Below are 25,124 nucleotides of genomic sequence, written 5' to 3' on the forward strand. Positions count from 1 at the left end.
CGCTTCTGTTCGCAAAGACAGGCCCGCCTTGCAGCACGAAGGCGGGCCGTTTTTATGGGGACAAAACTCTTTATCGGCAATGACTTGCGTGCGCGGGTTGTATGGATATACAGTGTGCGTCACTCTTTTTGACGCTACTTTCGCTCCGTGCTTACGCTTCCCGAAACCGCTGAACCCGCCGCCGCGTCCTATCTCGCCAAGCTCAACGAAGCACAGCGTCAGGCGGTCGAATTCGGCATCGATCAGCCGAACCGATGCGGCGGTCCGTTGCTCGTCATTGCGGGCGCGGGATCGGGCAAGACGAACACGCTGGCGCATCGCGTCGCGCATTTGCTGGTGAAGGGCGCGGACCCGCATCGCATTCTGCTGCTGACGTTTTCGCGGCGCGCGGCGATGGAAATGACGCGCCGTGTGACGCGCATCGCGATGAACGCGCTCGGCAGCAAAAGCGCCATCGCACAAGGGCTGACGTGGTCGGGCACGTTCCACAGCGTCGGCGCGCGTCTGCTGCGCGACTACGCCGATCTCGTCGGACTCGCGCCATCGTTCACCATCAACGACCGCGAAGACTCCGCCGATCTGATGAACCTCGTGCGGCACGAACTCGGTTTGTCATCGAAGGAAAAGCGCTTTCCGGCCAAGTCCACCTGTTTTTCGATTTACTCGCGCGTGGTGAACACGGGCGCGTCGCTCGTGCAGGTGCTCGATCAGTCGTTTCCGTGGTGCCGCGAGTGGGAAGCGGACCTGAAGCGCCTGTTCGCCGCCTACGTCCACGCGAAGCAGATTCAAAGCGTGCTGGATTACGACGATCTGCTGCTCTACTGGTCGCACCTTGCAGCCGAACCAACGATCGCCGCCGATCTCTCCAGCCGCTTCGATCACGTGCTCGTCGATGAGTATCAGGACACGAACCGCCTGCAATCCACCATCCTTCTGTCGATGAAACCGGACGGCCGCGGCCTCACCGTCGTCGGCGACGATGCGCAGTCGATCTACTCGTTCCGCGGCGCGACCGTGCGCAATATCCTCGACTTCCCGCAGCACTTCGATCCGCCCGCCGCGACCGTCACGCTCGACCGCAACTATCGTTCGACGCAGCCGATTCTCGCGGCATCGAACGCGGTGATCGATCTGGCGTCCGAGCGCTACACGAAGAACCTGTGGACCGACAAGGCATCGGCGCAGAAGCCGCGCGTGGTGAGCGTATCGGACGAAGCGGATCAGGCGCGCTATATCGTCGAGAAAGTGCTGGAGGCGCGCGAGGGCGGCATGAAGCTCAAGGCGCAGGCCGTGCTGTTCCGCGCGGCGCATCACAGCGCGACGCTCGAAATCGAACTGACGCGGCGGAACATTCCGTTCGTGAAGTTCGGCGGGCTGAAGTTTCTCGATTCCGTGCATGTGAAGGATGTGCTCGCGGTGCTGCGCTGGGCGGAGAATCCGCGTGATCGCGTCGCGGGTTTTCGGGTCGCGCAATTGATGCCGGGCATTGGGCCGGCGATTGCGGGGCGTTTGCTCGATAGCGTCGCGCAAGATACGGCGCGTGCGATCGCTTCGTTTCCGGCTCCGGCGCGCGCGCTGGAAGACTGGCCACGCTTCGTCGGTTTGATGGCGAAACTCGTCGGACGCGAAAGCGGCTGGCCCGCCGAGTTCGAAATGATTCGCCGATGGTACGAGCCGCATCTCGAACGTAATCATGAAGATGCGGCCATTCGTATCGGCGATGTATTGCAAATGGAGAGCATCGCGGCGACGTATCCGACGCGCGAGCGCTTTCTCACCGAACTCACGCTCGATCCACCCGACGCCACCAGTGACGAATCCGGCGTGCCGATGCTCGACGAAGACTATCTGATTCTCTCGACCATCCATTCTGCGAAGGGTCAGGAGTGGCGCAACGTGTTCGTGCTGAATGGCGTGGACGGCTGCATTCCGTCTGATCTGGGTACGGGCAGCGACGAGGAAATCGACGAGGAACGGCGGCTGTTATACGTGGCGATGACGCGTGCGAAGGAAGATCTGCATATCGTCACGCCGCAGCGCTTTTACGTGCATAACCAGACGCATCTGGGCGATCGACACGTCTGGGCGCAGCGCACGCGCTTCATTCCGCAGCATGTGATGACGCACTTCGAAGCGGCCGCGTGGCCACCTGTCATCGCGCCCGCCGTGCCGACGGCGGCAGGACTGGCGGCTGCCGCGAAAGCGAAGATCGATATCGCGGCGCGCCTGAAAGGGATGTGGGACTAACCCGCGCGTAACGCGCTTAACGCTGCGCCCGCGATGTCTTCGGCATACGCGGCGCGGGCGCGAAAATGCTGCGCAGCCACGAGGCGAATCGCGTGAAGCCATCGTACGGTTCGTCGATAAACAATTCCGGACGCAGCGAGCGCATATATTCGAGCACTTGCTGCGCTTCCTGCTTCTGGATCGAACCATAGAAAATGCCAAGCCGCAGCAGACAACGCAACTCGCCCAGCTTCTCGCGCGCGTTCGACCCGACGCTGTTCTCCGTCGCGATCTTCGTCTCATACACGCGCTGACGCAGCGAGTCCGCGAGACGGAAGGCGGGCGTCTGCATTCTCCCTTCGACTTCGCGGATATCTTCCGCGGCCGACTTCATCTGCGCGGCGAGCATGTCGATCTGCGAGGCATCGCCCTTGGCTTCGGTGACGATGGCCGTCGCCAGTGCGCGCGACGCGTTGATCAAGTCTTCGGCGCTCCAGTCCGAACGGATCGCGAACGCGAAACCGTGTTCGGCGGCCTGCCGGATCAGCATTTCGACGACTTCCGGAAATTCCTTGTCCAGCGCCCGCTTGGCCCACGCGTACTGGCCGTGCGTGAGCATACGCGCCACCGCCTGCTCGGTCAGGGGTGTCGGATTGTCGAGCAGCTTGGCGCGCAGGAAGTCCTCGAACGAGGGCGTCACGAACTGCGGGTCGAGCTTGAGCGACAAGCGAAGAAACGACTCGAAGTCTCGATGCAGCGAGGCTAAGGTCTCTTCGCGAAACGAAAGGGTGATTTGACGCATGTTGGTTCCCGTATCCGCCCGGTTTCCCCGGTGCGGCAATGCTTCCGGCGCCGCTCTCTCGACGGAGTCCGTTCGTTACTGATATCGGCTTGAATCACGAGAACTTGAGTGCGGGTTGAAAGGTTTGGCTTTTCTTCCCGCTGAGCGCCTATTTGAGCACGGCGAATTGCCACGCAAAGAACACCACGAGCGATACGGCAATGGTCAAAAGCGGCCGCTTCGTTACGAAGCAAACCACGATGGCGACGAGCGCCGCGACCAGTTGCGGATTGCGCCAAGTGATCTCCGCGCCGTTGCCGTGCGGCGAGACGGTCATCGGCACGATGATCGCGGTGAGCACGGTCACCGGCACGAAGGACAGCGCGCTACGCACGATCGGCGGAAACGGCACGCGCTCGCCGAGCACGAACACGGCGGCGCGGATCAGATACGTCACCAGCGCCATGCCGAGAATCAGAACGACGTAGTTCATTGCGTGCGCTCCTTCAGCCGATGCTTGGCCTCGGCCACGGTCACCAACATGCCGATCACGACGCCCACCAGCACCGCCGCCAGCAGCCCGAGCTTGTACGGCCAGCCTTGCCACGCGAACGCCAGCACGCCTGAGGCCAGCGCCGCCGCGACGAATCGCACGGCCACGAGCTGCGGCACGATGATCGCGATGAAAGTCGCGACCATCGCGAAGTCGAGCCCGAGCGATTTGAGGCCGGGAAACGCCGCGCCGAACAGCAGGCCGATCAGCGTCCACGCCTGCCAGTTCAGATACATCGCCAGGCCCGAGCCGAAGAAGTAATGCGGACCGATCTCGCCCGGCGCGCGCTTTTGATAATGCGCGTAGGCGACGGCGAAGACTTCATCGGTGAGCAGGCCGGACAGCGCCCATCGCCAGCGCACGGGCAGACGCGCGACATAGGGCGCGAGCGTCGCGGAGTAGAGCACGTGCCGCAGATTGACGACGAACGTCGTCGCCCAGATCACGGCGAAACTCGCGTTCCCCGCAATCAGACCGATGCCGATGAACTGCGCCGAGCCCGCGAACACCGCCAGCGACATAAGCTGTCCGTGCCACAGCGCGAGCGGGCTGGCGGTGACGAGCGTGCCGAAAATGACGCCGAAGGGCGCGGCGCCGACCATCATCGGAATGGTGTCGCGCGCCCCGGCGATGAACTCGCGGCGGGCGTCGGACGAAGTGGTGACGGGTGATGCGTTCAAGATGTCCTCCTTTGGCCGGGAGGATAAGCGAAGCATTCGCTTGGGCGCTTGTACGTTCTTGCGGTCGCGCGTTTCAGCGCCAGCGGCCAGGAGGCACGCCGAACACACGCTTGAAGTGCCGCGTGAAGTGACTTTGATCGGTGAAGCCGCTTTCCACCGCGACCTCGGTGACCGATGCACCCGCCCGCAGCGCCGGCAGCGCCCGCACGATACGCAACTGATTGCGCCACGCATGCGGCGCCAAACCGGTCTCACGCGTAAAAAGCCGCGCCGCATGAAACGTCGATAGCCCGACCGTCTGCGCGAGTTCGGTCAGCGTGACGGGCGCGAGCAGATCATCGGCGAGACGCGATTTCATCGATTCGACGCGTACGGCGTCGGTGGCAATGACGGAGCGTGAGGGGCGTTCAGTCGCGTGACGCGCGATGAGCGTGGAGACGGCATCGACCAATGCGGTTTCGGCAGCGAGCAAATCGGCTGCCGATTCGAGCGCGTAATGAGCACGAATCAACCGCCGCGCCAAGTCATTGTCGCGAATGATATCGACGGGAAACCATGGCGACGCGGTCTTCTGCGCGAAAACCTCTTCCGCAAGCGCCTCCACGAACGGCACCGGCAAATAAAACACGCGATACCGCCAGCCCGAATCCACCGCCCGCGCGCCCGTGTGCAACTCGCCGGGATTGATCACCGGCACCGAACCCGCTTCCGCCACATGATGCGCGCCGCGATAGTCATAACATTCCGCGCCCGCTTCGATCACGGGCACGGTGTAGGCGTCGTGCCAGTGCGGCGTGAATTCGTGATCGTAGTATTCGGCCGTGACCATATCCGCGCCGGGCAGGAGCGGCGAGCGCCAGTAGCGCGCGGCATCGCGGAAATGGGCGGGTTTCATGGCTCGATTCGATCCGATGGAAACAGCGGACCGTCCAGTCTACAACGTCGATGCCGTCACTTCACGGGGATGGTCGTGCCATCGGTGATCGGCACGGCGGTGACGCTGTTTTTCGGGCTGCCGGTCGCGATGCGGTCGCTGTAGGTCAGATAGACGAGCGTATTGCGCTTGGCATCGACAATTCGGACGACGTGCAGCGTCTTGAAGATGAAGGACATGCTGGCGGAAAACACATCGCTTTTCTGCTTGAGCGGTTGCGCGATCTTGACCGGCCCGACCTGGCGACACGCAATCGACGCTTCCGACGGATCTTCCGCGATCCCGAGCGTGCCCTTCACGCCGCCCGTACGCGCCCGCGATACATAGCACGTCACGCCTTGCACGAGCGGATCGTCGTAGGCATCGACGGTGACGCGGTCGGAGCCGGTGAAGCGGAAGTTAGTGTTGACGCTCGCGATTTCCTCCGCGTGCGCGAACCCCGCACCGAGAAGCAAGACGAGCGATGCGGCGAGTGGCAGATTCGGCAAGAGCGGTTTCATCGGAATCCTTCGGAAAATAGAAAAGGGCGTCGTATTGTAACGACGCCCTTTTGTCTTTCCCGCGAAACACCGTCGATCAATGGAAGATCAGGTACAGGATCACCAGAACCACCACCGGAACACCGAGCAACCATCCGAGAAGATAGGGCATGTCGTCCTCCATCGCGTGTCGTTTTCAGTGAGTTCAGTATCGCGAATACGAACGTTCGCCGTCAGCCGTGCATGTCTGAAACGCGTGTAGGTGTAGTCCTAGCTTCAATTACTTTAGCGTTACGGATTGGTCATTTCATAGGCAGTTTTACCGGACGATCGCGGTAAAAAGCGCGCACATAGTCCAGATGTGCGCCTGCCGCTTCGCGGGCACGGGCTGCATCGTGGGCGACGATGGCGGTAAGCATCGCGCGATGCTGGGCGAGCAGAGCGGCTTCGACTTCATCGTCGTAATCGATCAGACGATGCGACGTGAGCATGGATTCGCGCATCAGCTCGTTCAGGCCGTGCATGACGTGCGCGAGCGCGATGTTGTGCGTGGCATCGGCAATAGCCAGATGGAAAGCCGCATCCTTTTCGGCGATGCGTGTGCTTTTCTCCGCGACGGCGTCTTCCAGCGCCTCGAACGCTTCCGCAATGCGCGCGAGATCGGCGTCCGTGGCGCGCTCAGCGGCGTACGCGGCGGAGAGCGTTCCCAGACCGTGACGTAATTCGAGCACATCGGCGCTGGCGTTCGGCTGCTGTTCGAGCAGCGCCGCCAGCGGATGCGACACCAGCGGCGCGGTCACATCGGAGACGACAAACCCGCCGCGCCCGACCGCGCGAATAAATCCATCCGATTCCAGCCGAATCAACGCCTCACGCAGCGATGGCCGCGACACGTTCAACTGCTCGGCCAGATCGCGTTCGGCGGGCAGACGCTCGCCGGGCATCAGCGATCCGGTCGAAATCAGCTCTCTGATTTGCGTCGATACGACATCGGACAGGCGCACGCGCGTGTAGGCGTGTGAATGGACGGGCTGAAAGGTCATGAATTTTTCGCGATTCGTTGCGGTGGCGCAGTTTGACACGCCGATCGCATCTCATTAAAGTCTTGGTCAGACCAAGCTTACCAAAGATCCCCTCGCATTTGGATGGCCATGAAAGTCGCGCTCTTCGTTCCCTGTTTTATCGATGCGTTCTATCCCCAGATCGGCATTGCCACGCTTGAATTGCTGGAGCGATTTGGCGTCGATGTGGATTACCCGCCGGACCAAACCTGCTGCGGCCAACCGATGGCGAACAGCGGCGCGCACAAGGAAGCGGCCGGCGCGGAGCGGGTATTTGCGCGCAACTTCGCGGATTACGACCATATCGTCGGGCCATCGGCGAGTTGCACGCATCACGTGCGTGAACATTTCACGGCGATCGAGCAGACCAGCGCAGTGCAGAAAGTCCGCCGCAATACCTACGAACTGGTCGAATTTCTCCACGATGTTTTGAACGTGCGCGAATTCCCGTGGGCCGAGTTTCCGCATCGCGTCGGGCTGCATAACAGTTGCAGCGCGGTGCGGCATCTGCGGGAAACGTCGAACTCTGAAGTCGCGGCGACGCCGTTTTCGAAACCGCGCGCGTTGCTGGAAGGCGTAAAGGGCATCGAATTCGTGGCACCCGCGCGGCCGGATGAGTGCTGTGGATTCGGCGGCACGTTTTCCGTGACCGAAGAGGCCGTGTCGGTGCGAATGGGACAAGACAAGGTGCGCGATCACGTCGGTGCGGGCGCGGAGTACATCGTGTCGGGCGATATGTCTTGCCTTATGCACCAACAAGGATGCGCCGAACGCATGAAGCTCGATGCGCGCTTTATCCATATTGCGCAGGTTCTCAACGGAGCGCGAGGATGAGCAAAACGGTACGCATCGATCACGCCAAAGCAGCGGGCGCGTTCCTGCAAAAGCCCGATCACGTCGCCTTCCACGACAAACGCCTGTGGGACCTGCGCAGCAAGCGCGATGCACAAGCGCACGGCATCCCCGAATGGGAGACGATGCGCGAGCTGGCATCCGCGAACAAAGAACACACGCTATCCAATCTCGCCGATTACATCGCGCAGTTCGCGGATCAGGCGGCGAAGAACGGCGTGGTCGTGCATTTCGCGGCCAACGCGGAAGAGCACAACGCGCTGGTTCATCAACTGATGAGCGAGCGCGGCATGACCGCACTCGTCAAAAGCAAGTCGATGCTCACCGACGAATGCTATATGCGCGACTATCTCGAACCGCGCGGCATCACGGTGATGGAAACCGATCTGGGCGAGCGCATCCAACAGCTCGATCATCAGGACCCGAGCCATATGGTCGTGCCCGCTGTTCACAAGTTACGGGCCGATGTGGCAGAACTGTTCGGCAAGACTATCGGTACAGATCCGAAGAACAGTGACATTCATTATCTTGCCGAAAGTCAGCGGATGAATACGCGGCCTTACTTCGTGCGCGAGAAAACGGCGGGCATGACGGGCTGCAATTTCGCGGTCGCGGAGACGGGAACGGTCGTGGTCTGCACGAACGAGGGCAACGCGGATTTATCGGCGAATGTGCCGCCGCTGCATATTGCGTCGATCGGAATCGAGAAGATCATTCCGACGATCGCCGATCTCGGGCTGTTCGTCCGCATGTTGTCGCGCAGCGCGCTCGGGTCGCCGATCACGCAATACACGTCGCACTTTCGCGCGCCGCGTCCCGGCACGGAGATGCACTTTATCCTCGTCGATAACGGCCGTTCCGAGCGCCTCGCGATGCAGGATTTCTGGTACTCGCTGAAATGCATCCGATGCGGCGCGTGCATGAACACGTGTCCGGTGTATCGGCGCAGCGGTGGCTTGTCGTATGGCGGCACGTACTCGGGGCCGATCGGCGCGATCATCAATCCGACTCACGACCTCAAGCGATACAGCGCACTGCCGTTTGCATCGACGATGAATGGCAGTTGCACGAACGTCTGTCCGGTGAAGGTGAATATCCACGAGCAGATTTACAGGTGGCGCGAGGTGATCGCGGAGAAACACGAGGTGCCGTTCGTGAAGCAGGAAGTGCTGAAGATGGCGGGGCGCTTGCTCGCCAGTCCGACGCTTTATCGTGCGACGGTGGCGTCGCTCGGCGGCGCGCTGAAGCGGCTGCCGAACTTCGTGCTGTACAACCCGCTCAATATCTGGGGACGCGGCCGCGATTTGCCCGATGCGCCCGCCGAGACTTTCCACGAGTGGTACAAGAAGAACCGGAAGCCAGCCAAATGACGACTCGCGACGCGTTTTTATCGAAGATTCGGGCGGCGCAACCGGTGGCGCGTCCGCGTCCCGAAGTGCCGTTGTTCGCGACGCCGGAAGGTGATTTGAAGGCGCGCTTCTTCACCGCGCTGACGGCGATGGGCGGGACGTGTGTCGAGGCGTCTTCGCTGGACGAAGTGAACGCGTTGATCGCGGCGCGGTTCGGTTCTTCAGCTGTCGTTGCGTCTGCGGTCGATGGCGTACACGGCACGCGCGCGTTATCGCCGGATACCGTGCCTGCATCGCTCGAAGATGTGGATGTGGGCGTGGTGAAAGGGCGCTTCGGTGTCGCGGAAACCGGCTCGGTGTGGTTCAGCGAGCGCGAGTACATCGTCAATTCGATCGGCTATCGCGCGCAGCCTCTCGTCGTATTGCTCGATCCATCCACGCTGGTCGAGGGCTTGCAGCAGGTGTATCGACGGGACGATTTCAAGTCGGCGCGATATGCGGTGCTCGTCACCGGACCATCCGCCACCGCCGATATCGAAGGCGTGCTGATTCGCGGCGCACAGGGCGTGCGCTCGCTCACGGTCGTCTGGATTCAATAGCGCCAGAAAATCGCCACCGCAATCCCGCCGAACAGCAGCCACTTGACGATGTAATACACCGTCCGGTTCCACGCCTTCAACCGCTTGCCGACCAGCCGAATCTGATACAGATACCTGAATGCGCGATTCAACGCGCCGGTGCGATCACCCGCTTCGTTCGGCGAAGCCGTCGCGCGCATCAAAAACACGCCCATCGCGTGATTCACGGCCTGCGCCCAGCGAAATTTCATCGGCCGTTCGATATCGCAAAACAGGATGATGCGGTCCTTGTCCGTCTTGTTCTCGGCCCAGTGCAGATAGGTTTCATCGAACACGACTTCCTCGCCGTCGCGCCACGAATAACGCTCGCCATCGACGATGATCGCGCAGCCGTCGTCGTTCGGCGTGTCCAGCCCGAGGTGATAGCGCAGCGAACCCGCGTACGGACCGCGATGCAGCGTGAGCGTGCCGCCGGGCGGCAACATCGCGAACATCGCCGCTTTCACCGATGGAATGCCTTGCAGTATCGCCAGCGTTTTCGGACACACGGCCACCGCCGACGGATGCGGGCGGTCGTACCACTTCAGATAAAAGCGCCGCCAGCCACGTCGAAAAAACGAGTTGAAGCCGATGTCGTTGTACTTTTCTGCCGCCTGAATCTTGCTCGCTTCATGCAGCGCAATGGCTTCGGCGCGGATGGTTTGCCATTGCGCGCGGATCGGCGCGAGATCGGGAAAAAGGGATGGCTGTAAATAAGGCGTGGCCGGCACACTGGAGAACAGATAGAGAAAACTGTTCACCGGCGACATGAAGGTCGAATGATCGGAAAGCTGCCGGAAGAATCCGTGCCGGACCTTTCCGCGCCAGTGCGTGTACGCGGCGCAGGCGATAAAGATCAACAGAACAACCCAGCGCATTGGATGCTCCTTCCGCGATCAAACGCGGCATTTCGCATGTATCTTTAAATTATGAAACCGATACAAAAAGCTCGCTTGAATCGCGAAATGAAATGCTGAGCTATGGGAAGCGTTGGGATTTGTCGGCTGAAAAGCAAAAAAGCCCAGTCGATTTGACTGGGCTTTCGCTTGAAACTGTGTCGGAGCTTGATGTGAAGCTTTTGGCTCCCCGACCTGGGCTCGAACCAGGGACCTACGGATTAACAGTCCGGCGCTCTACCGACTGAGCTATCGGGGACCTGCTACAACGAAACAACTTAACCGACTAAAAAGCCCAGTCTGAACAACTAACTGGGCTTCTTGTGAAACCTTGCTGATGCTGATAAACGAAGCTGATGAGCTTCTTGGCTCCCCGACCTGGGCTCGAACCAGGGACCTACGGATTAACAGTCCGGCGCTCTACCGACTGAGCTATCGGGGAACATCAACAACAGAGAAGCGGAATTATAGGGAGCGTTTGCAAACCTGTCAACGCTCAATCCTCATTCAATACAGCTTATTGCACTAACGCTTAACGTTCGAGCATGTCCAGCTTGTCCTTCACGTCTTTGAAGTCATCCGACTCGGGCAGCGGCGCCTTGGTCTTGGTGATGCTCGGCCAACCGCGCGAGAGTTCAGCGTTCAGTTCGGTGAAGTGCTGCTGATCGCCGGGCACGTCTTCTTCGGCGTAGATCGCATTCACCGGGCATTCGGCCACACACACGGCGCAGTCGATGCACTCGTCCGGATCGATCGCGAGAAAGTTGGGACCTTCGCGGAAGCAATCCACCGGGCACACGTCCACGCAATCGGTGAACTTGCACTTGATGCAGCTTTCGGTCACAACGTGAGTCATTCGGGCTCCTGCATGCGGAATTCGTGGGGGCAGCGCCCGATGGCTACGTCGGCCGGAGGGGTCGCTTGCGGAAACGCGTATTGTAGCGTAACGGTAAAACGCAGCGCAGACCCGGCGGGGCGCGGCTTATATCGATTGGTGATTTATTTATGCCTCAGCGCTAAAGGCACATTAAAGGGACACTAAAGGGGTCCGTATGATGGGTGAGGGCGCGCACATTCGGGTAACATGAAACGAGACACGCGGCGCGTGTTTATATCGTTTCGATGTTCCAGTCCGAACCATGATCATCCATTCGCTGCTCGATACCGACCTCTACAAGTTCACCATGATGCAGGTCGTGCTGCATCACTTTCCCGCGGCCAACGTCGAGTACAAGTTCCGTTGCCGGACTCCGAAAGTGGATCTGGTGCCGTACATCGACGAGATTCGCGATGAAGTGCGCCAGCTCTGCAATCTGCGCTTCAAGGAAGACGAACTCGATTATCTGCGGCAGATGCGCTTCATCAAGAGCGATTTCATCGACTTTCTCGCGCTGTTTCATCTGAACGAGAAGTCCATCACGATTGCGCCGTCGGCCAAGGGCAACGGGGAAATCGATATCGATATCAAAGGGCCGTGGCTGCATACGATCCTCTTTGAAATCCCGGTGCTGGCGATCGTCAACGAAGTGTATTTCCGCAATACGCAGCGCAAACCGGAGTTCGAAATCGGCCGCGAACGGCTGCGCGACAAGATCAAATTGCTTGCCACGCCGCCCGAATATTCCGATTGCAAGATCGCGGATTACGGCACGCGTCGCCGTTTTTCGAAGCAGTGGCACGAAGAAGTGGTGCTGACGCTAAAGGAGCGGCTCGGCGCGCAGTTTGCCGGCTCCAGCAATGTGTTCTACGCGATGAAACACGGCCTGCGCCCGCTCGGCACGATGGCGCATGAATATCTTCAGGCGTGTCAGGCGCTCGGTCCGCGTCTGCGCGACTCGCAGATTTTCGGCTTCGAAATGTGGGCGAAGGAATATCGCGGGGATTTGGGTATCGCGTTGTCGGATGTGTACGGCATGAAAGCGTTCCTGCGCGACTTCGATATGTACTTCTGCAAGCTGTTCGACGGCGCGCGACACGATTCCGGCGATCCGTTCGACTGGGGCGAGCGCCTGATCCGCCATTACGAAGAGAACCGCTGCGATCCGCGCACCAAAGTGCTCGTTTTCTCCGACGCGCTCGACATTCCCAAAGTGCTGCAACTCTACGAACGCTTCCGTGGACGTTGCCAACTGGCGTTCGGCGTCGGCACGAATCTGACCAATGATCTGGGCTATCACCCTTTGCAGATCGTCATCAAAATGGTTCGATGCAACGGCCAGCCGGTCGCCAAGCTCTCGGATTCGCCCGGCAAGAATATGTGCGATGACAAGGCGTATCTCGCCTATCTGCGTCAGGTGTTCGGCATCGAGCAGCCGGTCGGGGAACTCTGAGTTCGTGCATTTGGCCTATGCCGTCTGGCCGAGGTTTTCGCGCCAGACACGCTCGCTATAATCGGAACGCGTCGTTGAATTCGTTCCATGACGCTTTCTCAAGCACGCACACACAAGGACGGCATCATGGACACATCGGCCGCGCGCCGCAATATATTTGCGCGCATCCGCAATGCGCAGGGCAGGCAAGGCGCATCGACCGATGCCGAACGCGCTGCCGCTGACGATTACGTCGCGCGCCATCCGGCCGGTCCCCGTCCGCCACTTCCCGCCACGCGCGATGAGTTGATCGCGCGATTCCGTCTCGAAGCCGAGCGGCTTTCCAGCACCGTCGCCGAAGTCGAGACTTTGGCCGATGCGCCATCGGAAGCCGCGCGTTATCTTCATTCGCTTGCCCTTTCTGTTGATGTCGTCGCGTGGCCTGCGCTCGCTGATTTGCCGTTTGCATCGGCGGGGATTCAGGCGGCGTTTCGCAAGCCGGAAGACGCCGATATGGTCGGCATCACCGGATGTTTTTGCGCGACGGCGGAAACCGGGTCGCTTGTCTTGTTGTCCGGACCGGAAACGCCCGCGTCCGGCGCGCTGTTGCCGCAGACGCATATCGCTGTCGTGCCGGCGTCGCGCATCGTGGCCGCGCATGAAGATGCGTTCGCGTTGATCCGTGCAGAACACGGCGTGTTGCCGCGCGCGGTCAACTTCGTGTCGGGTCCGTCGCGCACCGGCGATATCGAGCAGACCATCGTGCTGGGCGCGCATGGGCCGTATCGCGTGCATGTGATTATTGTGCGCGGGGCGTGAATCGGTGCGGCGCGTTTTGATCGGATTATCGGCGTTTGGTTTTGCTGCAAACGCTTCGGCTGCATCGCTCGATGGCGCGACGCTTTCGGCTGCGTGGGGCATTCCGTTCGTCGGCATGCTGCTGTCGATCGCGGTGTTTCCGCTCGTTGCGAACAAAGTCTGGCATCACCATTACGGGAAGATCGCGGCGCTGTGGGCGCTGGCGTTCGTCGTGCCGTTTGCGTTGGCGTTTGGCTTCGGCACGGCGGCGGGCGTGCTCGTTCACGCGATGCTCGAAGAGTACGTGCCGTTCATTATTCTGCTGGCGTCGCTTTATACGGTGGCGGGCGGGATTTGCGTGCGCGGGAATCTGCATGGATCGGCGGCGCTGAATACCGGATTGATCGCGCTCGGCACCGCGCTTGCCAGCATCATGGGCACGACGGGCGCGGCCATGTTGCTGATCCGTCCGCTGTTGCGCGCGAACGATAACCGCAAGCACGTCGTGCACGTAGTCGTGTTCTTCATCTTTCTTGTCGCGAACGCGGGCGGTTCGTTGTCGCCGCTCGGCGATCCGCCTTTGTTCCTCGGCTTTCTGAATGGCGTCGGCTTCTTCTGGACGACAATTCATCTCGCCTTGCCGATGCTCTTTATCTGCATCGCGCTGCTCGCGATTTTTTACGCGCTCGACAGTTTCTATTGGCACAAGCGCGAAGAATCCCGCAGCGCATTCGTCGATCCGACGCCTGACTCGCCGCCGCTCGGCATCGACGGAAAGGTGAATTTCGCGCTGCTCGTGGCGATCATCGCGCTGGTGCTGATGAGCGGCATCTGGAAGCCCAACGTTTCGTTCGACGTGATGGGCACGCACGTCGCACTGCAAAACCTCGTGCGCGATACCTTGCTCGTCGTTGTGCTGATCGCATCGCTCGTATTGACGCCGAAGAAAGCACGCGAAGGCAACGCGTTCGACTGGGCGCCGATCGAAGAAGTGGCGAAGCTGTTCGCGGCGATCTTCATCACCATCGCGCCGGTTATCACGATCTTGCGCGCGGGCAGCGAAGGCGCGTTCGCGGGCATCGTGCACGCGGTATCGGATTCGAATGGGAAGCCGATCGATCTCGCCTACTTCTGGGCGACCGGATTGTTGTCCTCGTTCCTCGACAACGCGCCGACTTATCTCGTGTTCTTCAATCTCGCCGGTGGCGATGCCAACACGCTCATGACCACCGACGCCACAACGCTCGCCGCCATTTCGGCGGGCGCGGTCTTCATGGGCGCGAACACGTATATCGGCAATGCGCCGAATTTCATGGTGAAGGCAATTGCGGAATCGCGCGGTGTGCGCATGCCGGGTTTTTTCGGCTATCTCGCGTGGTCGTGCATCGTCCTTCTGCCGCTTTTCGCCGTTATGGGCTGGCTTTTTTTCCAGGAGTAACCGATGAAGAAGAAAGTGCTCGTCGCGCGTCCCACGTTCCCGGACGTGATCGAACGCCTCCAACAATATTTCGATGTCGATGCCAACCTCGGCGAAGTCATGCCGCAGGAAGAACTGCAACTGCGCCTTGCCGATAAACACGGCGCGTTCACCGCAGGCGACGTGATCGGCGAAACCGAACTCGCGGGCGCGCCGAATCTGAAGGTCGTAGCGAACATGGCCGTCGGCTTCAATAATTTCGATATGCACGCCTTCGACGCGCACGGCGTGCTCGGCACCAACACGCCGAACGTGCTGAACGAAACCACCGCCGATTTCGGCTGGGCGCTGATGATGGCAGCGGCGCGTCGCGTGACGGAATCCGAGCATTTTCTGCGCGCGGGCAAATGGGGCAAGTGGGCGTTCGACGCGTTTCTCGGCAGCGATGTGTACGGCTCGACGCTCGGCGTGATCGGCATGGGGCGCATCGGGCAGGCGCTGGCGCGGCGCGCGGCGGGTTTCGATATGCGCGTGATTTATCACAACCGTTCGCGGCTGGCGTCGGATATCGAATCGGCGCTGAATGCGGAATATGTGTCGAAGGAAGATTTGCTGAAGCGCGCGGATCACGTCGTGCTCGTGCTGCCGTACACGAAGGAAAGCCATCACACGATCGGCGCGAAGGAAATCGCGTTGATGAAGCCGACGGCGACGCTGACGAATATCGCGCGCGGCGGGATCGTCGATGATGCGGCGTTAATCGAAGCCTTGCGCGCGAAAAAGATCGCGGCGGCGGGTATCGACGTATTCGAAGGCGAGCCGAACTTCAATCCCGATTTCATGCTGCTGGACAACGTCGTGCTGACGCCGCATATCGCCAGCGCGACCGAAAGCACGCGCCGCGCGATGGCCAATCTCGCGGCGGACAATCTCATCGCCGGATTGGGTGAAGGCCCGCGCGCGGGCAATCCGCCTAATCCGATCAACCCGGACGTACTCAAGAAATGACCGAACTGTTGTACGGCGCAATCGCCTTGCTGGCGATTGCGTTGCTGATTGCGCTGATCGTTTTGTTGGCGATGATGCGACGTGCATCGAACGCCGATGTGCTCGACGAATTCGCCGCGCTCGCCGATCACGTCAACGATATGGGCGAAGCGCACGCGCGCGCGCAGGAACGGCTCGAACGCGGTTTGCGCGGCGATATCGCGGAGACGGCACGCGTGTCGCGGATGGAATCGCAGAGCGGCTTCACGCAGTTTCATCAAACGCTGGCGACGCAGTTGGCGAGCACGTCGAGCGTGCAAAACGCTCAGTTCGATGCGCTCGCCCAGCAACTCGCGCAGCAAAGCCAGCAGGCGCGCGAAGATCAGAGCAACGCGCTCAAGCGCTTCGCCGATTCCATGACGCAAACGCTCGGTCAACTGTCCGAGGCGAACGAACGCCGTCTCGCGGAAGTGCGCGCAACGCTCGAAGCGCGTCTGAAGGATATCGAAGCGACCAACGCGACCAAGCTCGAAGAAATGCGCCGCACGGTCGATGAAAAACTTCACGCGACGCTGGAGCAACGGCTCGGGGAATCGTTCAAGCTGGTTTCGGATCGGCTGGAGCAGGTGCATCGCGGGCTTGGCGAGATGCAGACGCTGGCGGCAGGCGTCGGCGATCTGAAGAAGGTGCTCACCAACGTCAAGACGCGCGGCATCTGGGGCGAAGTGCAATTGGAATCGCTGCTCGAACAACTGCTGACGCCCGATCAATACGCGAAGAACGTCGCCACGATTCCGAAGAGCAGCGAGCGCGTCGAGTTCGCGATCAAGCTGCCCGGCCGTCACGATGCCCCCGGCACGCCGGGCGATATCGCCACACCCGTTTGGCTGCCGATCGATGCGAAGTTTCCGCGCGAAGACTACGAGCGTTTGATCGAAGCGCAGGAACGTGCCGATCCGCTGGCGGTGGAAGAAGCATCGCGTGCGCTGGAAGGGCGGCTGCGCGCGGAGGCGAAATCCATCGCGCAGAAATACGTCGCGCCGCCGCATACGACGGATTTCGCGTTGCTGTTTTTGCCGACCGAAGGTTTGTATGCCGAAGTGTTGCGTCGTCCGGGACTGACGGACTTTTTGCAGCGCGAGTATCGCGTGAGCGTGGCGGGGCCGACGACGCTGACCGCGTTGTTGAACAGCCTGCAAATGGGCTTCAGAACGTTGGCCATCGAAAAGCGTTCGAGCGAAGTATGGCAAGTGCTGGGCGCAGTCAAAACCGAGTTCGGCCGATTCAGCACCGTGCTCGCCAAGACCAAACAGCAGCTCGAAACCGTGACGCGTTCGATCGAAGCGGCGCAAACGCGCACGCGTCAGATGGACAAGCGTCTGCGCGATGTCGAAGCCTTGCCGGGAGAAGAAGCAGCGGGATTGCTTGGGGATGCGTCGCCGCCCGAAGAGAGCGACGACGAGCTTTGACTTACTTTGCCAACTGATCGAGCGCGTCGCCCGTGATGCGCACGATGCGCCAGTCGGGCAACACCGTCGCGCCCATCTTCTCGTAGAAGTCGATGGCGTTCTGGTTCCAGTCCAGCACGGACCATTCGAAGCGCCCGCACTGGCGTTCCACCGCCAACGCCGCGAGACGCTTGAGCATCAGCGTGCCGAGTCCGGTGCCGCGCTGCGAGGGCTGCACGTAGAGGTCTTCCAGATACAGACCGCGCTTGCCGAGGAAGGTCGAGAAGTTGTGGAAGAACAGCGCGTAGGAAACGACTTTATCGTCCTGCGTGGCCACCAGCGCTTCCGCCGAAGGACGCGCGCCGAACAGCGCATCGTGCACGTCTTCCTTGGTCGCGATGAACAAGTGCGTAAGCTTTTCGAATTCGGCGAGTTCGACCATCAGCGCGAACATTGCGCCGACATCATCGGGCGTGGCTGAACGAATAACGGGTTGCGTCACGCTTCCTCCGGTGCGTCGGACAAGACGATTTCAATGCCGCCGAAACGCGATGCCACCCAGTTATACGCGTGACACGCGATCCACAGCAGCACAAAACCGAGAATCGCGTTCAGCAGCAGCGCGCTCAACACGGTGCTCACTTCCACCGCCGACGGGCCATATTGCAGGAACGCGATCAACGCGGCCAGCAGCACGATCGGCACGCTGAACGTAAGGTACACGAGGATCAGCGCTTTCGCTGTCTGTCCTGGTGCGATGAAAGAGATCTGCTTTTTCATGGACGTAAAACCCCGTCTTTCGATGAATGGAATGATGGTGATGGCAATGCCGAGCGATCCGTGCGATCCGTACGATAGGCGCGTCAGATCAGGCCATCGAACGGCACGATTTCGACTTCGTCGCCAATATCCGTGTCGCCGCGCGCGTGTTCGAGCACGATGAAGCAATTGGCATCGCTCATCGAACTCAGCACGCCCGAGCCTTGCGGGCCGGTGGTGACGACGTGCCACACGCCGTCGTCGTCACGTTTGGCGATACCGCGCTGAAACTCGGTGCGGCCCGCGCGTTTTTTCATCGGCGCGCCGCAGAGGGCGCGGATCTTGACCAGCGGTTGATGTTCCGCGCCCGACATGGCGAGCAGCGCTTCACGCACGATGAAGTAGAACGTCGCCATCACCGCGACCGGATTGCCGGGCAAGCCGAAGAACAACGCGGATTCGCCCGTGCCCGCGCGCGGACCGGACCAGAGGCGGCCGAACGCGAGCGGGCGGCCGGGGCGCATCGCGATCTTCCAGAACGCGACGTCGCCGAGCGAGTTCATCAGATCGCGCGTGAAATCGGCATCGCCGACCGAGACGCCGCCCGAGCTGATGACGACATCGGCCGCTTCCGTCGCTTGCCGCAGCGCTGTTTCGAGCGACGCGCGATCGTCACGCACGATACCCAGATCGATCGTCTCGACGCCGAGACGCCTGAGCATCGCGAAAAGGGTGTAGCGGTTGCTGTCGTAGAGACTGCCGGGCACGAGCGGCTCGCCGACGGAACGCAGTTCGTCGCCGGTCGAAAAGAACGCGACCTTGATGCGCTTGTTCACCGCGACATCGGCAATACCGAGCGAGGCCAGCAGACCGAGATCCGATGCACGCACCACGCGCCCCGCACGCAACGCCGGTTTGCCGCGCGCGAGATCTTCGCCCGACAGTCGGCGATTTTGGCCAGCACGTAAGGCGCTGGAAGCAAAACGAATAATGTCGCCGTCGCGCACGACGAGTTCTTGCGGCACGACCGTGTCGCAGCCGGGCGGCATCAGCGCGCCGGTCATGATGCGCACGCACTGGCCCGCGCGCGGTGCTTCGGCAAACGGGCGGCCCGCGAGCGCGGTGCCCGCGACGTTCAGGCCGATCGTCTCGCTGGCGTTCGTGAGCACGCCGCCGGCGAACGCGTAGCCGTCCATCGCGGAGTTGTCGAACGCGGGCACGTCGATGGGCGAAATCACGTCATGCGCGAGCACGCGGCCGAGCGCATCGAATAATTTCACCTGTTCCGCCGATGACGACCCCGCGCGCGGCATCGCCCATTCGCGCACGATCGCCTGAGCGGCTTCAACGGGAAGCGCGTTCGGGTCGTAGTACGTGACGCAACTGGAAAATTGCCTGGGCGTGGTCATGAATCGGAGCGAAATCGCGGCCGGAATCGGCGAAAGAAGCGGCATCAACCGCGTGTGGAAAATCGATCGGAATGCGACGCGCTAAGGGCGTTCACATTCAGCCAACTGTTTCAGATCATTGATATTGTAAAACGCACGATCATCGGCAAAAGGCACTTCGGCTGCCCTGTGGCGTACGTACCACGCGCGGACTTTGCGTTCGCCTGCGTCGAGCCAGGCGTCGAGATCGTCGGCAAGCGAGGCGCGCAGCAGCGCGAAAACCGGATGCGCGGTGCGTTCGCCATCGCGTTCCATCGTCGCCGCGTAAGCGATATCCGTGTTCGATGCCACCAGCGCCTGCATCAGCATCGCGCCGAGTTGCGGGTCGGTGAAGGGTGCATCGCAGGGCGCGGTGAGGACGAATTCCGTATCGGCGGCGCGCAGGCCCGCCGCGATGCCCGCGAGCGGGCCGGGATAGTTCACGTGTGAATCTGCGATGACGCCTGCGTGGAAGGCATCGCCCAATTGCGTGTAGGCGTCAATCGAGCGATTTGCGCTGATAAGCACCGCGCCCGTTTGCGGCGCGAGTCGGCGCAGCACGTGCAGCGCGAGCGGTTCGCCGCGAAACGGCTGCATGCCTTTATCGACGCCGCCCATGCGCGAGCCGCGCCCGCCCGCGAGCAACAAACCGGTGATGTTCGACACGTCGCTCACGCGCTCAGCCGCCGATGTACGACATCTCGACGCGTCGCACATTGTCCGTTGCACTGCCGCGCAACTGCGAGTAACGGTCGCCGCGCGCTTGCCAGATGCGCGCGACGGCGGTGGCGACTTCTTCGTCGGTTGCGCCGTTGCGGATCAGCGCGCGCAGATCGTGGCCCGAACTGGCGAAGAGGCAGAGATAAAGCTTGCCTTCCGTCGATAACCGGGCGCGCGTGCAGTCGCCGCAAAACGCGCGCGTCACGCTCGAAATCACGCCGATTTCACCGCTGCCGTCTTCATAGCCCCAACGCTGCGCGGTTTCGGCGGCGGAATGGGCTTCGAGCGGGATCAGCGGAAAATGCGCATCGATCAAATCGACGACTTGCGCGGACGGCAGCACTTCGCTCATGTTCCAGCCGTTCGACGCGCCCACATCCATGTATTCGATGAAGCGCAGCACCGCGCTGCTGCCTTTGAACAGCCGCGCCATCGGCACGATTTCCTGATCGTTCGTGCCGCGCTTGACGACCATATTCACCTTGAGCGGCGCAAGTCCGACCGCCTGCGCCGTTTCGATGCCGTGCAACACGTCCGCGACCGCGAAATCGGCGTCGTTCATGCGGCGAAAGAGGGCGTCGTCGAGGGCGTCGAGACTGACGGTGACGCGCGACAAACCCGCATCTTTCAGCGATTGCGCCTTGCGCGCCAGCAGCGAACCATTGGTGGTGAGCGTGAGATCGAGCGGACGGCCTTCGGGTGTGCGCAGCATCGCGAGACGCTCGATCAGAAATTCGATGTTCTTGCGCAGCAGTGGTTCACCGCCTGTCAGCCGGATTTTTTCGACGCCATGCGCGACGAAAACACGCGCCAGCCGCTCGATTTCCTCGAACGACAGCAGCGCCGCGTGCGGCAAAAATTGATAGTCCTTGTCGAAGACTTCGCGCGGCATGCAGTACACGCAGCGGAAGTTGCATCGATCGGTCACCGAGATTCGCAGATCGCGCAGCGGGCGCGCGAGCGTGTCCGTCAGCCGCCCGGACGGCAACGCCGCGATGCCGGAGAAATCCGGGATCGCGCTGATGTCGGCCAGGGGAATAATGCGTCGGGACATGGTTTTATCTGCGAAATCGGGTCTTGTTCGGGTCTTGTAACGTCCCGTTCATTTTAGCGGATGGCGCTTTTTACGGTCGTCATCCATGTTGATGTGTGAGATCAGGTTTTCCACCCATTCAGTTCCGACCATTAGGCAGAAAAAAACGCCATCGATTGGGATCGATGGCGTTTTTTTTGTTACTACTTACCGCTAAATGAGTGCGCGGTCCGGCTTAGTGCGCGCTCTTGCTGGTTTCCACCTGCTGCATCGGTGCGGTATCGACCGGCGGCAGCGGCTTGCGCTCGCGCGGCGCGCGGATCGGCGCGGCTTCGCGGGCGGCCGCTGCGCTGGCTTCGCGCAGCTTGTCGGCGTCGGTGTTGACCCAGATGAGGCCGGCGTTTTCCAGCATGGGCTGGAGCGATTCTGCCGACATCTTCGCGGCAGGGCGCGCGACCGGGGCCGGAGCCGGAGCGGGTGCGGCGACGGGCTCGAACGCCTTCACCGGTTCCGATTCGACTGCAACCGGCTCTGCCTTCGCAACCACGGCCTCGGCCGGCTCAACCACCGTCGATTCCGGCGTCGGAGCGACAGCAGCGACCTTTACCGGCTCGGCTTCCGCCGCAACGACCGGCTCAACTGGCGCGGCATCGGCAACAGGCGCAGGCGCTTCCACAGGCTTGACCGTTTCCACCGGTTGCGTCGGTTCGACGTGCTTCGGTGCTTCGGCCTCGACTGCTGCCGGCACGAACGGATCGACAGGCTTGGTTTCGGCGGCCTTCGGCGTCGGACCAAACGGATTGTCGATCGACGGCGCAGCAGCCTGCTTCGTGAAGAAATCGGGCGCGTGTTCAGGCGTTTCGATCTTCGCTTCGACCGGCTTTTCGATTGGAGCAGGAACTGCGGCAGGCGTCTCAACGACTTCCGGCGCCTTCGCTTCGACCGGCGCGGCAGCAACCACCGGCGCAACAGCCTCGACATGACGCGGCTCACGACGCGCCGCCGCTTCCTGCGCGGCTTCCGCATCGAACACGCCAGCTTGTGCCGACGATGCAGTTTCCGTCGCACCTTCCGCTTCCGCGACATCGGCGGCGTGATTCACGGTCATGCCATCTTCTTCGCGCTCACGACGGCCACCACGACGGCCGCGACGACGACGACGACGCTCTTCACCGTCACGCGCGTTCTGATCGGCCGAATTCGGATCGAAACCAGCATCGGCATTTGCCTGTGCTGTATCGACCATTTCCGACGGCACCGTTTCGCCTTGCGTCAGCGCTTCGACGGCGGCGTCCGGTTGCGGCTTGCGGCGCTCGCCACGTTCGGCGCGCTCCGCACGTTCGCCACGTTCAGCCTTTTCCGCACGATCCGGGCGCTCGCGACGTTCCTGACGCTCCGCACCTTCCTGACGCGGCGCGCGTTCACGCGATTCGCGCGGCTCACGTGCTTCACGTGCCTCACGCGGTTCACGACCCTCACGCGGCTCACGTGCTTCGCGCGCTTCCCGAGCCTCACGCGGCTCGCGCAACTCACGGCCTTCACGTCCTTCACGTCCTTCGCGTCCTTCACGACCACCACGCGCTTCACGATCTTCCCGACGCGCACCCTGACGACCATTGCCGCCCGTGCCCGCCGCCGCCGTACCGCCAGCCGCCGCACCATCACGGCTCGCGCCATCACGCGCCGCACCGCCACGACGATTCCGATTGCGATCGCCACCACCCGAGCGTTCGCCACGCTCACGCTGCGGACGCGCGACCGGCTGCACTTCGACCGGAGCCGGCGCTGCCTTCACTTCCGGCTGAATCCCAAACAGATTCTTGATCCACGCGATAAACCCGCCGCTCGCGGCCACCGGAGCCGGAGCCACCGCAGCCGCTTCGACCGGCGCCGCCTTGGGCACCGCGCTCGGCGCGGGCTTCTCGGGCGTGATGCCCTTGACCGCCGCTTCCTGCTTCGGCTTCACTTCCTCGGCGCGCTTGCTGTAACCCGTTTCCGATTCCAGCTCGCTTGCCGCCTCGACGGCCATCTTCCACGACGCGCGCGGCTCGTCCAGACGGGCATCGTCGTGACGCAGACGTTCGAGCTTGTAGTGCGGCGTTTCGAGATGCTTGTTCGGGATCAGAACGACATTGACCTTGAAGCGCGACTCGATCTTGTTGATTTCCGAGCGCTTTTCGTTCAACAGGAAAGCGGTCACCTCGACCGGCACCTGGCAATGAATCGCCGCGGTGTTTTCCTTCATCGCTTCTTCCTGAATGATCCGCAGCACTTGCAGCGCGGACGATTCAGTATCGCGGATATGGCCCGTGCCGTTACAACGCGGGCACGTCACGTGGCTGCCTTCGGACAGCGCCGGACGCAGACGCTGACGCGACAGTTCCATCAACCCGAAGCGCGAAATCTTGCCCATTTGTACGCGCGCACGGTCGTGCTTGAGCGCGTCTTTCAGGCGTTGCTCGACTTCGCGCTGGCTCTTGGCCGACTCCATATCGATAAAGTCGATCACGATCAGCCCGCCCAGATCGCGCAGACGAAGCTGACGCGCGACTTCGTCGGCGGCTTCGAGATTGGTGCGCGTGGCGGTTTCTTCGATATCCGCGCCCTTGGTCGCGCGCGCCGAGTTCACGTCGATGGCGACCAGCGCCTCGGTGTGATCGATCACGATCGCGCCGCCCGAAGGCAGTGGCACCGTGCGCGAATACGCCGTTTCGATCTGATGCTCGATCTGGAAGCGCGAGAACAGCGGCACGTCGTCGTGATAGCGCTTCACCTTTTGCAGGTTGTCGGGCATCACGATATCCATGAAGGCGCGCGCCTGGTCATGGATTTCGGTCGTATCGATCAGAATTTCGCCGATATCCGGCTGGAAGTAATCGCGGATCGCGCGAATGACCAGGCTCGATTCGAGGTAAATCAGCATCGGCTGGCCGGACACGCCGCTCTGCGACGCGGCTTCGATCGCGCGCCACAGTTGCATCAGGTAGTTCAGGTCCCACTGCAGCTCTTCCGCCGACCGGCCGATACCGGCAGTACGCGCGATGATGCTCATGCCTTCCGGCAGTTCGAGCTGCGCCATCGTCTCGCGCAATTCCTGCCGCTCGTCACCCTCGATCCGGCGCGATACACCGCCGCCGCGCGGGTTGTTCGGCATCAGAACGAGATAACGTCCGGCCAGCGAGATGAACGTGGTCAGGGCCGCGCCCTTGTTGCCGCGTTCTTCCTTTTCGACCTGAACAATCAGTTCCTGACCTTCGCGCAGCGCGTCCTGAATGCGTGCGGAACGCATCTCGACGCCATCGCGAAAATACTGGCGCGCGACTTCCTTGAACGGCAGGAAGCCATGACGATCTTCGCCGTAGTTGACGAAGCAGGCTTCGAGCGACGGCTCGATGCGGGTGACCACTCCCTTGTAGATGTTGCCTTTGCGCTGTTCGCGCCCGGCGGTTTCGATATCGATATCGATGAGCTTCTGCCCATCGACAATGGCGACGCGCAATTCTTCTTGCTGCGTCGCGTTAAACAGCATGCGTTTCATCGAACGGCTCCAGAGCGGCTCCGCTTTCCCTCGTCAGGCGAATCGGCGCAGGTGACGGAAAACGTCGTGCGCGCGAGGCAGGAGGTGAGGCGTGCCACTTTTTTGTGTTGTCACAAAGCACGCTGGAGCGGGACTTCTGGCGGGAGAATTGCCGAAAGCGGGCACAGGACGCTCGCGAAAAGCGCGGCGGCCAGGCCTTGGGGCACATGCGAACAAGCTGACGATGCCTCGTCGAAACAGGGCGCAACGAGGCGCCGACG

The 25,124-nt window shown here is 61.6% G+C and carries 23 protein-coding genes and 2 tRNA genes; 9 read left to right on the plus strand and 16 right to left on the minus strand.

Annotated elements, in window-relative coordinates:
- The first annotated feature begins 147 nt into the window (after positions 1-147).
- Positions 148-2,247, plus strand: a complete 2,100-nt coding sequence (locus P7F28_RS08565; RefSeq protein ID WP_277184081.1) for an ATP-dependent helicase — start codon at positions 148-150, stop codon at positions 2,245-2,247.
- A gap of 16 nt (positions 2,248-2,263) precedes the next feature.
- Here the strand turns inward: P7F28_RS08565 and P7F28_RS08570 are convergent, their stop codons facing one another.
- The 6 genes from P7F28_RS08570 to P7F28_RS08595 form a co-directional block, all read right to left on the minus strand.
- The gene (locus tag P7F28_RS08570; protein WP_277184082.1) at positions 2,264-3,028 is read right to left on the minus strand and encodes a DUF4088 family protein; all 765 of its coding nucleotides are present in this window, start codon (positions 3,026-3,028) and stop codon (positions 2,264-2,266) included.
- Between the two features lie 148 nt (positions 3,029-3,176).
- The gene (locus tag P7F28_RS08575; protein WP_277184083.1) at positions 3,177-3,500 is read right to left on the minus strand and encodes an AzlD domain-containing protein; all 324 of its coding nucleotides are present in this window, start codon (positions 3,498-3,500) and stop codon (positions 3,177-3,179) included.
- Complete coding sequence (locus tag P7F28_RS08580) at positions 3,497-4,165, minus strand: AzlC family ABC transporter permease (RefSeq protein ID WP_277184136.1); 669 nt, start codon at positions 4,163-4,165, stop codon at positions 3,497-3,499. The genes P7F28_RS08575 and P7F28_RS08580 overlap by 4 nt, the downstream gene beginning before the upstream one ends.
- A gap of 148 nt (positions 4,166-4,313) precedes the next feature.
- Positions 4,314-5,135 carry an AraC family transcriptional regulator gene (locus P7F28_RS08585; RefSeq protein ID WP_277184084.1) on the minus strand — a complete coding sequence of 274 codons (822 nt, stop codon included), beginning with the start codon at positions 5,133-5,135 and terminating at the stop codon, positions 4,314-4,316.
- 56 nt (positions 5,136-5,191) lie between these two features.
- Positions 5,192-5,674 (minus strand): CreA family protein, encoded by a 483-nt coding sequence (locus P7F28_RS08590; protein WP_277184085.1) that lies wholly within the window; start codon positions 5,672-5,674, stop codon positions 5,192-5,194.
- A gap of 281 nt (positions 5,675-5,955) precedes the next feature.
- Entirely contained in the window at positions 5,956-6,696 is a 741-nt protein-coding gene (locus tag P7F28_RS08595) for a FadR/GntR family transcriptional regulator (protein ID WP_277184086.1), read from the minus strand.
- A gap of 108 nt (positions 6,697-6,804) precedes the next feature.
- Between P7F28_RS08595 and P7F28_RS08600 the strand changes: the two genes are divergently transcribed.
- From P7F28_RS08600 to P7F28_RS08610, 3 genes are read left to right on the plus strand one after another with little or no spacing between them, the layout of a single operon-like run.
- Positions 6,805-7,548, plus strand: coding sequence for a (Fe-S)-binding protein (locus P7F28_RS08600; RefSeq protein WP_277184087.1), 744 nt, complete (start codon positions 6,805-6,807; stop codon positions 7,546-7,548).
- Entirely contained in the window at positions 7,545-8,936 is a 1,392-nt protein-coding gene (locus P7F28_RS08605) for a lactate utilization protein B (RefSeq protein ID WP_277184088.1), read from the plus strand. The genes P7F28_RS08600 and P7F28_RS08605 overlap by 4 nt, the downstream gene beginning before the upstream one ends.
- On the plus strand, positions 8,933-9,514 hold the full coding sequence (locus tag P7F28_RS08610; protein WP_277184089.1) for an LUD domain-containing protein: 582 nt from the start codon (positions 8,933-8,935) through the stop codon (positions 9,512-9,514). Before P7F28_RS08605 ends, P7F28_RS08610 begins: the two co-directional genes overlap by 4 nt.
- Here the strand turns inward: P7F28_RS08610 and lpxO are convergent.
- The 4 genes from lpxO to fdxA all read right to left on the minus strand — a co-directional run bounded on the left by lpxO (position 9,508) and on the right by fdxA (position 11,284).
- Positions 9,508-10,410, minus strand: a complete 903-nt coding sequence (lpxO, locus tag P7F28_RS08615) for a lipid A hydroxylase LpxO (RefSeq protein WP_277184090.1) — start codon at positions 10,408-10,410, stop codon at positions 9,508-9,510. The genes P7F28_RS08610 and lpxO overlap by 7 nt on opposite strands.
- Positions 10,411-10,611: 201 nt before the next feature.
- Positions 10,612-10,687: transfer RNA gene (locus P7F28_RS08620), tRNA-Asn, on the minus strand.
- A gap of 107 nt (positions 10,688-10,794) precedes the next feature.
- Positions 10,795-10,870: transfer RNA gene (locus P7F28_RS08625), tRNA-Asn, on the minus strand.
- A 90-nt stretch (positions 10,871-10,960) separates the two neighbouring features.
- Complete coding sequence (gene fdxA, locus P7F28_RS08630; RefSeq protein WP_277184091.1) at positions 10,961-11,284, minus strand: ferredoxin FdxA; 324 nt, start codon at positions 11,282-11,284, stop codon at positions 10,961-10,963.
- Between the two features lie 283 nt (positions 11,285-11,567).
- Here fdxA and pncB point away from each other — a divergent pair, with 283 nt between their 5' ends.
- The 5 genes from pncB (at position 11,568) to P7F28_RS08655 (ending at position 17,408) form a co-directional block, all read left to right on the plus strand.
- Positions 11,568-12,758, plus strand: a complete 1,191-nt coding sequence (gene pncB / locus P7F28_RS08635; protein ID WP_277184092.1) for a nicotinate phosphoribosyltransferase — start codon at positions 11,568-11,570, stop codon at positions 12,756-12,758.
- 126 nt (positions 12,759-12,884) lie between these two features.
- Complete coding sequence (locus tag P7F28_RS08640; protein ID WP_277184093.1) at positions 12,885-13,556, plus strand: lactate utilization protein C; 672 nt, start codon at positions 12,885-12,887, stop codon at positions 13,554-13,556.
- 4 nt (positions 13,557-13,560) lie between these two features.
- Positions 13,561-14,973 carry a sodium:proton antiporter gene (locus P7F28_RS08645; RefSeq protein ID WP_277184094.1) on the plus strand — a complete coding sequence of 471 codons (1,413 nt, stop codon included), beginning with the start codon at positions 13,561-13,563 and terminating at the stop codon, positions 14,971-14,973.
- Positions 14,974-14,976: 3 nt separating this feature from the next.
- Entirely contained in the window at positions 14,977-15,960 is a 984-nt protein-coding gene (locus P7F28_RS08650) for a D-glycerate dehydrogenase (RefSeq protein ID WP_277184095.1), read from the plus strand.
- Positions 15,957-17,408 carry a DNA recombination protein RmuC gene (locus tag P7F28_RS08655; RefSeq protein ID WP_277184096.1) on the plus strand — a complete coding sequence of 484 codons (1,452 nt, stop codon included), beginning with the start codon at positions 15,957-15,959 and terminating at the stop codon, positions 17,406-17,408. The genes P7F28_RS08650 and P7F28_RS08655 overlap by 4 nt, the downstream gene beginning before the upstream one ends.
- A gap of 1 nt (position 17,409) precedes the next feature.
- On the opposite strand, the gene P7F28_RS08660 is transcribed toward P7F28_RS08655, so the two are convergent.
- From P7F28_RS08660 to P7F28_RS08685, 6 genes are all read right to left on the minus strand, one after another.
- The gene (locus P7F28_RS08660; RefSeq protein WP_277184137.1) at positions 17,410-17,841 is read right to left on the minus strand and encodes a GNAT family N-acetyltransferase; all 432 of its coding nucleotides are present in this window, start codon (positions 17,839-17,841) and stop codon (positions 17,410-17,412) included.
- Between the two features lie 44 nt (positions 17,842-17,885).
- Entirely contained in the window at positions 17,886-18,167 is a 282-nt protein-coding gene (locus tag P7F28_RS08665; RefSeq protein ID WP_277184097.1) for a hypothetical protein, read from the minus strand.
- An 83-nt stretch (positions 18,168-18,250) separates the two neighbouring features.
- Entirely contained in the window at positions 18,251-19,555 is a 1,305-nt protein-coding gene (gene glp / locus P7F28_RS08670; RefSeq protein ID WP_277184098.1) for a gephyrin-like molybdotransferase Glp, read from the minus strand.
- A gap of 81 nt (positions 19,556-19,636) precedes the next feature.
- Positions 19,637-20,290, minus strand: coding sequence for a molybdenum cofactor guanylyltransferase MobA (mobA, locus tag P7F28_RS08675; RefSeq protein WP_277184099.1), 654 nt, complete (start codon positions 20,288-20,290; stop codon positions 19,637-19,639).
- Positions 20,253-21,347 (minus strand): GTP 3',8-cyclase MoaA, encoded by a 1,095-nt coding sequence (gene moaA / locus P7F28_RS08680; RefSeq protein ID WP_277184100.1) that lies wholly within the window; start codon positions 21,345-21,347, stop codon positions 20,253-20,255. Before moaA ends, mobA begins: the two co-directional genes overlap by 38 nt.
- Before the next feature lie 214 nt (positions 21,348-21,561).
- Positions 21,562-24,864: an Rne/Rng family ribonuclease gene (locus P7F28_RS08685; RefSeq protein ID WP_277184101.1), complete on the minus strand. Its 3,303-nt coding sequence runs from the start codon at positions 24,862-24,864 to the stop codon at positions 21,562-21,564.
- Positions 24,865-25,124 lie beyond the last annotated feature (260 nt).

Origin of the sequence: Caballeronia sp. BR00000012568055 (assembly GCF_029439455.1) — a bacterium.
GTDB lineage: Bacteria > Pseudomonadota > Gammaproteobacteria > Burkholderiales > Burkholderiaceae > Caballeronia.

Excerpts from the sequence above, each read along its gene's own strand:
- P7F28_RS08570 (WP_277184082.1), bottom strand. The coding sequence starts at position 3,028 with ATGCGTCAAATCACCCTTTCGTTTCGCGAAGAGACCTTAGCCTCGCTG.
- P7F28_RS08575 (WP_277184083.1), bottom strand. The coding sequence starts at position 3,500 with ATGAACTACGTCGTTCTGATTCTCGGCATGGCGCTGGTGACGTATCTG.
- P7F28_RS08580 (WP_277184136.1), bottom strand. The coding sequence starts at position 4,165 with ATGATGGTCGGCGCCGCGCCCTTCGGCGTCATTTTCGGCACGCTCGTC.
- P7F28_RS08585 (WP_277184084.1), bottom strand. The coding sequence starts at position 5,135 with ATGAAACCCGCCCATTTCCGCGATGCCGCGCGCTACTGGCGCTCGCCG.
- P7F28_RS08590 (WP_277184085.1), bottom strand. The coding sequence starts at position 5,674 with ATGAAACCGCTCTTGCCGAATCTGCCACTCGCCGCATCGCTCGTCTTG.
- P7F28_RS08595 (WP_277184086.1), bottom strand. The coding sequence starts at position 6,696 with ATGACCTTTCAGCCCGTCCATTCACACGCCTACACGCGCGTGCGCCTG.
- P7F28_RS08600 (WP_277184087.1), top strand. The coding sequence starts at position 6,805 with ATGAAAGTCGCGCTCTTCGTTCCCTGTTTTATCGATGCGTTCTATCCC.
- P7F28_RS08605 (WP_277184088.1), top strand. The coding sequence starts at position 7,545 with ATGAGCAAAACGGTACGCATCGATCACGCCAAAGCAGCGGGCGCGTTC.
- P7F28_RS08610 (WP_277184089.1), top strand. The coding sequence starts at position 8,933 with ATGACGACTCGCGACGCGTTTTTATCGAAGATTCGGGCGGCGCAACCG.
- lpxO (WP_277184090.1), bottom strand. The coding sequence starts at position 10,410 with ATGCGCTGGGTTGTTCTGTTGATCTTTATCGCCTGCGCCGCGTACACG.
- fdxA (WP_277184091.1), bottom strand. The coding sequence starts at position 11,284 with ATGACTCACGTTGTGACCGAAAGCTGCATCAAGTGCAAGTTCACCGAT.
- pncB (WP_277184092.1), top strand. The coding sequence starts at position 11,568 with ATGATCATCCATTCGCTGCTCGATACCGACCTCTACAAGTTCACCATG.
- P7F28_RS08640 (WP_277184093.1), top strand. The coding sequence starts at position 12,885 with ATGGACACATCGGCCGCGCGCCGCAATATATTTGCGCGCATCCGCAAT.
- P7F28_RS08650 (WP_277184095.1), top strand. The coding sequence starts at position 14,977 with ATGAAGAAGAAAGTGCTCGTCGCGCGTCCCACGTTCCCGGACGTGATC.
- P7F28_RS08655 (WP_277184096.1), top strand. The coding sequence starts at position 15,957 with ATGACCGAACTGTTGTACGGCGCAATCGCCTTGCTGGCGATTGCGTTG.
- P7F28_RS08660 (WP_277184137.1), bottom strand. The coding sequence starts at position 17,841 with ATGTTCGCGCTGATGGTCGAACTCGCCGAATTCGAAAAGCTTACGCAC.
- P7F28_RS08665 (WP_277184097.1), bottom strand. The coding sequence starts at position 18,167 with ATGAAAAAGCAGATCTCTTTCATCGCACCAGGACAGACAGCGAAAGCG.
- glp (WP_277184098.1), bottom strand. The coding sequence starts at position 19,555 with ATGACCACGCCCAGGCAATTTTCCAGTTGCGTCACGTACTACGACCCG.
- mobA (WP_277184099.1), bottom strand. The coding sequence starts at position 20,290 with ATGTGCGACGCGTCGAGATGTCGTACATCGGCGGCTGAGCGCGTGAGC.
- moaA (WP_277184100.1), bottom strand. The coding sequence starts at position 21,347 with ATGTCCCGACGCATTATTCCCCTGGCCGACATCAGCGCGATCCCGGAT.
- P7F28_RS08685 (WP_277184101.1), bottom strand. The coding sequence starts at position 24,864 with ATGAAACGCATGCTGTTTAACGCGACGCAGCAAGAAGAATTGCGCGTC.